The sequence below is a fragment of the Clavibacter sp. genome, assembly GCF_014802555.1.
GTDB classification, from domain to species: domain Bacteria; phylum Actinomycetota; class Actinomycetes; order Actinomycetales; family Microbacteriaceae; genus Clavibacter; species Clavibacter sepedonicus.
In genome coordinates this window covers 1-7249 of record NZ_JAAVCB010000112.1, presented here as the reverse complement: position 1 = coordinate 7249, position 7249 = coordinate 1, and the positions used below count along the sequence as shown (strand labels likewise).

At 70.8% G+C, this 7249-nt stretch carries 5 protein-coding genes; 4 read left to right on the top strand and 1 reads right to left on the bottom strand.

Annotated elements, in window-relative coordinates; translation table 11 throughout:
- Positions 1-151: 151 nt before the first annotated feature.
- Entirely contained in the window at positions 152-586 is a 435-nt protein-coding gene (locus tag HDR73_RS12340; RefSeq protein WP_012299327.1) for a PaaI family thioesterase, read from the bottom strand.
- A 54-nt stretch (positions 587-640) separates the two neighbouring features.
- Between HDR73_RS12340 and polA the strand changes: the two genes are divergently transcribed.
- From polA to rpsA, 4 genes are all read left to right on the top strand, one after another.
- Positions 641-3325: a DNA polymerase I gene (gene polA, locus HDR73_RS12335; RefSeq protein ID WP_012299326.1), complete on the top strand. Its 2685-nt coding sequence runs from the start codon at positions 641-643 to the stop codon at positions 3323-3325.
- Between the two features lie 49 nt (positions 3326-3374).
- Positions 3375-3833, top strand: coding sequence for a PTS mannitol transporter subunit IIA (locus HDR73_RS12330; protein WP_012299325.1), 459 nt, complete (start codon positions 3375-3377; stop codon positions 3831-3833).
- Entirely contained in the window at positions 3830-5509 is a 1680-nt protein-coding gene (locus HDR73_RS12325; RefSeq protein ID WP_012299324.1) for a DUF885 domain-containing protein, read from the top strand. Before HDR73_RS12330 ends, HDR73_RS12325 begins: the two co-directional genes overlap by 4 nt.
- A gap of 198 nt (positions 5510-5707) precedes the next feature.
- Positions 5708-7162: a 30S ribosomal protein S1 gene (gene rpsA, locus HDR73_RS12320; protein ID WP_012038440.1), complete on the top strand. Its 1455-nt coding sequence runs from the start codon at positions 5708-5710 to the stop codon at positions 7160-7162.
- Positions 7163-7249: the final 87 nt, after the last annotated feature.

Here is a 7249-nt window from a genome sequence, read left to right as displayed (position 1 = left end):
GTTAGCGTGAGTCACGAAGACCTCCGTGGACGTTGATGAGTGTGGTAACCCACATCGTCCCGGAGGTCTTCGCTATCCGCCCCAGCGTTCACAACCTCCCCAGGAACTACACCTAGCCGCCGCGTCCGCCGCTCGCGCAGCGGCGACCCGGTCAGCGCCGCGAGCGCTCGCGGATGATGTTCGTGATGCGCACGGTCGACAGCCGGCGGCCCTCGTCGTCGGTCATCACGATCTCGTGCGTGGTGAGCGTGCCGCCCAGGTGGATCGCCGTGCAGGTGCCGGTGATGGTCCCGGTCGATGCGGAGCGCGTGTGGCTCGCGTTGAGCTCGATGCCGAAGGCCACGCGGTCGGGGCCGGCGTGCACGTTCGCCGACATGGATCCGAGCGACTCGGCGAGCACCACGTACGCGCCGCCGTGCACGACGCCGTAGGGCTGCGTGTTCCCCTCCGCCGGCATGGTGGCGACGGACCGCTCGGGGCTCAGCTCGTGGAAGACGATGCCCATCTTCTGGGCCAGCGCGCCCACGTCCTGGGGCTGCCGGACGAGCCGCGCGGCGGTGTCGTCCTCGGGTGCGGGCTGGGTCATGGGGGGGCCTCCAGGGCCGGGTCCGAGGTCGGGGGCCCTCGGTAGGCTGGACCCGTGCCGAACACGGAAAAGCCTACCCTCCTCGTCATCGACGGCCATTCCCTGGCGTTCCGGGCCTTCTACGCCCTGCCGGCGGAGAGCTTCCAGAACCGCGAGGGGCAGCACACCAACGCCGTGCACGGCTTCATCGCCATGCTCATCAACCTCCTGCAGAAGGAGAAGCCCACGCACGTCGGCGTCGCGTTCGACATCTCGCGCTTTTCGTTCCGCACGCGCGAGTACCCGGGGTACAAGGGCACGCGCGGCGAGACGCCCGTGGAGTTCACGGGCCAGGTGCCGCTGCTCGAGCGCGCGCTGAAGACCATGAACATCCCCACCCTCACCAAGGAGGACCACGAGGCCGACGACATCCTCGCGACCCTCGCCACGCAGGGTCGGGAGCAGGGCTTCCGGGTGCTCGTGGTCTCGGGCGACCGGGACGCGATCCAGCTGGTCAACGACGACGTGACGCTGCTGTACCCGTCCACGCAGGGCGTCTCGCAGCTCACGCGCTACGACGCGGAGAAGGTGTTCGAGAAGTACGGCGTGCAGCCGGGGATGTACCCGGACATCGCGGCGCTCGTGGGGGAGACGAGCGACAACCTCATCGGCGTCGACAAGGTCGGCCCGAAGACCGCGGTCAAGTGGCTCAACCAGTACGGATCCCTCGACGCGGTGCTCGAGCACCGCGACGAGATCACGGGCAAGGTCGGCGACAACCTCCGCGCCCAGTACGAGAACGTCATCCGCAACCGCCGCCTCAACCGGCTGCTCACCGACGTCGAGCTGCCGCTCGGCCCGGCCGACCTCGAGCGCAAGCCCATCGACGAGCCCGCCCTCCGCGAGGTGTTCGCGGTGCTGGAGTTCAAGCAGCTGCTGGATCGCGTGCTGAAGCTCGAGGGATCCGGCGCGTCCGCGTCGAGCGAGGGCACGCCCGTCGGCGCCGTCGAGCAGGAGCCGTCGACCGCGCCGGCCGCCCCGAGGCCGCAGCAGCTCCTCGACGAGGAGCTCGCGAAGTGGATCGAGACGCAGAGCGCCGCGTCGCCGCACGGCCTGGGGCTCACGGTCGAGACGCAGGACGGGAAGCCCGTCGGCTTCGGGCTCGCCAGCGCGACCGAGGCCGTGACCCTGCCCTGGCAGGAGGGCCGCGCGGACTACGCGCCCTTCGAGCGGTGGCTCGCGAGCGACGCGCCCAAGGTCATGTCCGACGCCAAGGTCCAGGTGAAGGCGATGCGCCGGGCCGGCCTCCGGGTCCAGGGCCTCGCCTTCGACGTGCTCGTCGCGGGCTGGCTGCTGCGTCCGGGCTTCACCGACAAGTCCCTGGCGGCCCTCGTGAGCCGGTACCTCATGGAGGACCTGCCCGAGCCGGACGCCAACCAGCTCGTGCCCGAGACCGAGGCGCTCACGGCGCCCGTCGAGGCCTGGTACACGCTCCGGGTCGAGCACGCGCTGCGCGAGGTGCTCGACGAGCGCACGCTCGGCGTCATGGTCGACATCGAGATGCCGACCCTGCTCGTGCTCGTGGAGATGGAGCTGCGCGGGGTCGCGACGGATCGCGCCGGACTCGCCGAGCTGTCGGCGCAGCTGCAGGAGCGCATCACCGGCCTCGCCGAGCGCGCGTTCGCCGAGATCGGCAAGGAGATCAACCTCGGGTCGCCGAAGCAGCTGCAGGAGGTCCTCTTCGACCAGCTCGGCATGCCGAAGACGCGCGCCAACAAGACCGGCTTCTCCACCGACGCGGGCGCGCTGGCCGACCTGCAGGCGTCCAACCCGCACCCCTTCCTCGACCTGCTCCTCGAGCACCGCGACGCGAGCAAGCTGCGGCAGATCATCCAGACGCTCGAGCGCGGCATCGGCGACGACGAGCGGATCCACACCACCTACGTGCAGACCGGCACCACCACCGGCCGCATCTCGTCGAACGACCCGAACCTGCAGAACATCCCCGTCCGCACGGAGGAGGGCCGCCGCATCCGCAGCGCCATCCGCGTCGGCGAGGGCTACGAGACGCTGCTCACGGCCGACTACTCGCAGATCGAGATGCGGATCATGGCGCACCTCTCGGGCGACGCCGGGCTCATCGAGGCCTTCGAGGTCGGCGAGGACCTGCACCGCTTCGTCGGATCGAGCATCTTCGGGGTCGAGCCCGCGGACGTGAGCCCGGCCATGCGCACGAAGGTCAAGGCCATGAGCTACGGGCTCGCCTACGGGCTCAGCGCCTTCGGGCTGTCGAAGCAGCTGCGCATCCCGTCGTCGGAGGCGAAGCAGCTCATGACCGACTACTTCGCGCGCTTCGGCGCGGTGCGCGACTACCTCCGCCAGGTGGTGGAGGAGGCCAGGGCCGCCGGCTACACGGAGACGATCTTCGGACGCCGTCGCCCGTTCCCCGACCTCAACAGCCCGAACCGCGTCCTCCGCGACAACGCCGAGCGGGCTGCCCTCAACGCGCCCATCCAGGGCTCGGCGGCCGACATCATGAAGATCGCGATGATCCGCATCGAGGCCGACATGCGCGAGCGCGACATGGCGTCGCGCATGCTGCTGCAGGTGCACGACGAGCTCATCCTCGAGGTCGCCCCGGGGGAGTGGGACGCGCTCCAGGCCATCGTCACCGACCGCATGGCCCACGCGGCCGACCTCCGCGTGCCGCTCGAGGTGCAGGTGGGCCGCGGCGACTCGTGGGCCGCCGCAGCGCACTGACCTGCGGAATCCGCTCGCCCATCCATTCCCAGCACGAGGAGCACAGCGCATGACGAAGGCACGACTCTCCGACCTCCTCGCCGACGGCTCCATCCGCCTCGACGCGCACGCCGACGATCGCGAGTCCGCCATCCGCCAGGCGGGCGAGGCCCTCGTCGCGGCCGGCGCCGTGGAGCCCGGCTACGTCGAGGCCATGGTCGAGCGCGAGCGATCCGTGTCGACCTTCGTGGGGGAGGGCGTCGCCGTGCCGCACGGCACGCTCGCCGCCGGCCGCGACCTCGTACGGGCCGACGCCATCAGCCTGCTGCGCCTGCCCGACGGCGTCGACTGGGACGGCCACGACGTCCGCATCGTGATCGGGATCGCGGCCACCGGAGGCGGCCACATCGCGCTGCTGTCGCGTCTCGCGGAGATCCTGCTCGACCCGGTGCGCGCCGAGCAGCTGCGCGGCGCGACCGAGCCCGCCACCGTCCGGTCCCTCCTGGGAGCCGCTACGGTCGAGGGATGACGACGACGCCGAGGGCCCCGCGACCGCAGACCGACATCGACCGCATCGCCGAGGGGTGGATCGACGCGTCGCTCGACCTGCACCCGGAGGAGCGCGTCTACCTCGGCCGTCCGGGCCGCGAGGGCGAGTACGGCGACACGTCGCCCGCCGGCCACGCGGCGCACGCGGAGGCGGCCCGCGCGGTCGTCCGGCAGCTCGCGCAGGCGACGCCCGCCGACGCCGTCGACGAGGTCACGCGCATGGATCTCACGCGGGAGCTCGAGCTGGACGTCGAGATGCACGACGCCGGCGTTCACCTCTCCGACCTCAACGTCATCGCCTCGCCCGCGCAGGGCATCCGCGAGGTGTTCGACATCTCGCCCACGTCGACAGAGGGTGACTGGGAGCACATCGCGACACGGCTCGGCAACGTCGCCGGCGCGGTCGACGGCTACATCGAGACCCTGCGCGAGGGCATCCGTCGTGGCCAGGTGCCCGCGAAGCGGCAGGTCCGCGAGGTGCTCGGCCAGGTCGAGCGCCAGGCCGCGCCCGACGGCTTCTTCCGCTCCTTCGCCGACGAGGCACGGCCCGACGCCGGCGAGCTGCCCGCGTCCCTCCGCCACGACCTCGGTGCCCGCGCCGAGGAAGCCCGGAGCGCGTACGAGCGCTTGGCCGCGTTCCTCGGATCCGAGCTCGAGCCCGCCGGCCGCGTCGCCGACGCCGTTGGCCGCGAGCAGTACGCGCTGCGGTCGCGCTCGTTCCTCGGCGCTGAGGTCGACCTCGACGAGACGTACGAGTGGGGCGTCGGCGAGCTCGCCCGCATGGTGGAGGAGCAGGAGTCCATCGCCCGCGAGATCCTGCCGGGCGCGAGCGTGCTCGAGGCCATCGCCCACCTCGACGGCGACGCGTCCCGGAAGCTCCACGGCACCGACGCCCTCCGCGCGTGGATGCAGGAGACGAGCGACCGCGCGGTCGAGGAGCTCGGCCGCACGCACTTCGACATCCCCGAGGAGATCCGCGCCCTCGAGTGCATGATCGCCCCCACCCAGGAGGGCGGCATCTACTACTCCGGCCCCGCGGACGACTTCAGCCGCCCCGGCCGCATGTGGTGGTCGGTGCCCGAGGGCGTCACGGAGTTCGACACCTGGCGCGAGCTGACGACCGTCTACCACGAGGGCGTCCCGGGGCATCACCTGCAGATCGCGCAGGCCACCTACAACAAGGCCGAGCTGAACACCTGGCGCCGCTTCGCCGGCACGTCGGGCCACGCGGAGGGCTGGGCCCTCTACGCCGAGCGCCTCATGCAGGAGCTCGGCTACCTCGACGACCCGGCCGACCGCCTCGGGATGCTCGACGGCCAGCGCATGCGCGCCGCTCGCGTGGTCCTCGACATCGGCGTGCACCTCGGCAAGGCGCGCCCCGACGGAGACGGCGTCTGGGACGCCGGGTACGCGTTTGACTTCATGGGCCGCAACGTCAACATGGATCCGTCCTTCGTGCGCTTCGAGGTCAACCGCTACCTCGGCTGGCCCGGACAGGCCCCCTCGTACAAGGTCGGCCAGCGCATCTGGGAGGACCTCCGCGACGAGACCCGGCGGCGCGAGGGCGATGCGTTCGACATCCGCGAGTTCCACCGCCGCGCGCTCGACGTCGGCGGCGTCGGCCTCGACACGCTCCGGGCCGCGGTCCTCCGCTGACCTCGCGCGGGGCGGGTGGCCTCGGGCGGACGTCCGACCGGCGAGCGCGCCCGCGCGGCGCGGTTGTCCCGCCTCCCGGGCCGGGTCTAAGATCGACTGTCGCACTTCTGCGACGACCCATCCGTCCGCCGCTCGACCGGTACCCGCGCGGGTCCGCGCCAGCGGCCTTATTCATGCCCATCCTGGAGCACTAACTACATGACAATCGCAACGACCGACAAGGCGCCCAAGCAGGTCGCGATCAACGACATCGGATCTGCTGAGGACTTCCTCGCCGCGGTCGAGAAGACACTGAAGTTCTTCAACGACGGAGACCTCATCGAGGGCACCGTCGTGAAGATCGATCGGGACGAGGTCCTGATCGACGTCGGCTACAAGACCGAGGGCGTCATCCCCTCGCGTGAGCTGTCCATCAAGCACGACGTGGATCCCACGGAGGTCGTCAAGGTCGGCGACACCGTCGAGGCCCTCGTTCTCCAGAAGGAGGACAAGGAAGGTCGTCTGATCCTGTCCAAGAAGCGCGCGCAGTACGAGCGTGCGTGGGGCGACGTGGAGAAGATCAAGGAGTCCGACGGCGTCGTCACCGGCACCGTCATCGAGGTCGTCAAGGGCGGCCTCATCGTGGACATCGGCCTCCGCGGCTTCCTCCCGGCCTCGCTCATCGAGCTGCGCCGCGTCCGCGACCTCACGCCGTACCTCGGCCAGGAGATCGAGGCGAAGATCCTCGAGCTCGACAAGAACCGCAACAACGTGGTCCTGTCGCGCCGTGCCCTCCTCGAGCAGACGCAGTCCGAGAGCCGCAGCACGTTCCTCAACAACCTCCAGAAGGGCCAGGTCCGCAAGGGCGTGGTCTCCTCGATCGTCAACTTCGGTGCGTTCGTGGACCTGGGTGGCGTCGACGGCCTCGTGCACGTCTCCGAGCTCAGCTGGAAGCACATCGAGCACGCCAGCGAGGTCGTCGAGGTGGGCCAGGAGGTGACCGTCGAGATCCTCGAGGTCGACCTGGACCGCGAGCGCGTCTCGCTGTCGCTCAAGGCGACGCAGGAGGACCCGTGGCAGGTCTTCGCCCGCACGCACGCCATCGGCCAGGTCGCGCCCGGGAAGGTCACCAAGCTGGTGCCGTTCGGTGCGTTCGTCCGCGTGGCCGAGGGCATCGAGGGCCTCGTGCACATCTCGGAGCTCTCCGGCAAGCACGTCGAGCTCGCGGAGCAGGTCGTGTCCGTCGGCGACGAGGTGTTCGTCAAGGTCATCGACATCGACCTCGAGCGTCGCCGCATCTCGCTGAGCCTCAAGCAGGCCAACGACGGCGTCGACCCCGAGGGCACCGAGTTCGACCCGGCCCTCTACGGCATGCTCACCGAGTACGACGACCAGGGGAACTACAAGTACCCCGAGGGCTTCGACCCGGAGACCAACGAGTGGAAGGAAGGCTTCGAGTCGCAGCGCGAGACCTGGGAGCAGCAGTACGCCGCAGCCCAGGCCCGCTGGGAGGCCCACAAGAAGCAGGTCGCGGCGGCAGCCGAGGCCGAGGCGGCCGACACGGGCATCACGTCCGCCGGCCCCGGCTTCACGAGCGACTCGACGGGCGCCGGCACGCTGGCGGACGACGAGAGCCTCGCCGCACTGCGCGAGAAGCTGTCCAGCTCGAAGTAGCACCACCGCACCACGACGAGGCCGCTCTCCCTTCGGGGAGGGCGGCCTCCGTCGTCCCCCCGCCCCGCCCCGCCCCCCGCCCCGCCC

Excerpts from the sequence above, each read along its gene's own strand:
- HDR73_RS12340 (WP_012299327.1), bottom strand. The coding sequence starts at position 586 with ATGACCCAGCCCGCACCCGAGGACGACACCGCCGCGCGGCTCGTCCGG.
- HDR73_RS12330 (WP_012299325.1), top strand. The coding sequence starts at position 3,375 with ATGACGAAGGCACGACTCTCCGACCTCCTCGCCGACGGCTCCATCCGC.
- HDR73_RS12325 (WP_012299324.1), top strand. The coding sequence starts at position 3,830 with ATGACGACGACGCCGAGGGCCCCGCGACCGCAGACCGACATCGACCGC.
- rpsA (WP_012038440.1), top strand. The coding sequence starts at position 5,708 with ATGACAATCGCAACGACCGACAAGGCGCCCAAGCAGGTCGCGATCAAC.